This window comes from Micromonospora sp. DT178 (genome assembly GCF_049841695.1).
Lineage (GTDB): Bacteria > Actinomycetota > Actinomycetes > Mycobacteriales > Micromonosporaceae > Micromonospora.
Genome location: NZ_JBNCKV010000111.1, coordinates 1 through 222 on the forward strand (window position 1 = coordinate 1; position 222 = coordinate 222).

Genomic DNA, 222 nt, shown 5'->3' on the forward strand with positions numbered 1-222 from the left:
GGCCCGGACGGCACGCTGACCTCGATGGCCGACGCCGAAACCCCCGAAACAGGCGTGTGGCTGCCAGCGCTGCGTGCCGAGCGGGACGAGCCGCAGACGTTACTGACCGCGCTCGCCGGTGTCCACGTACACGGCGCGACGGTGGACTGGCCGACACTGCTCGACACGAGTGCCGGTCCGGCCGAGGCCACAGGCGTGGGCAGGGCGGTGGGCGGGACCATC

The 222-nt window shown here is 73.0% G+C and carries 1 protein-coding gene; it reads left to right on the plus strand.

Annotation, left to right across the window (positions count from 1 at the left end; all coding sequences use genetic code 11):
* Positions 1-24 precede the first annotated feature (24 nt).
* Positions 25-222: hypothetical protein (locus tag ACLQ22_RS32195; protein ID WP_425695638.1), on the plus strand; the 198-nt coding region annotated here is incomplete at its 3' end.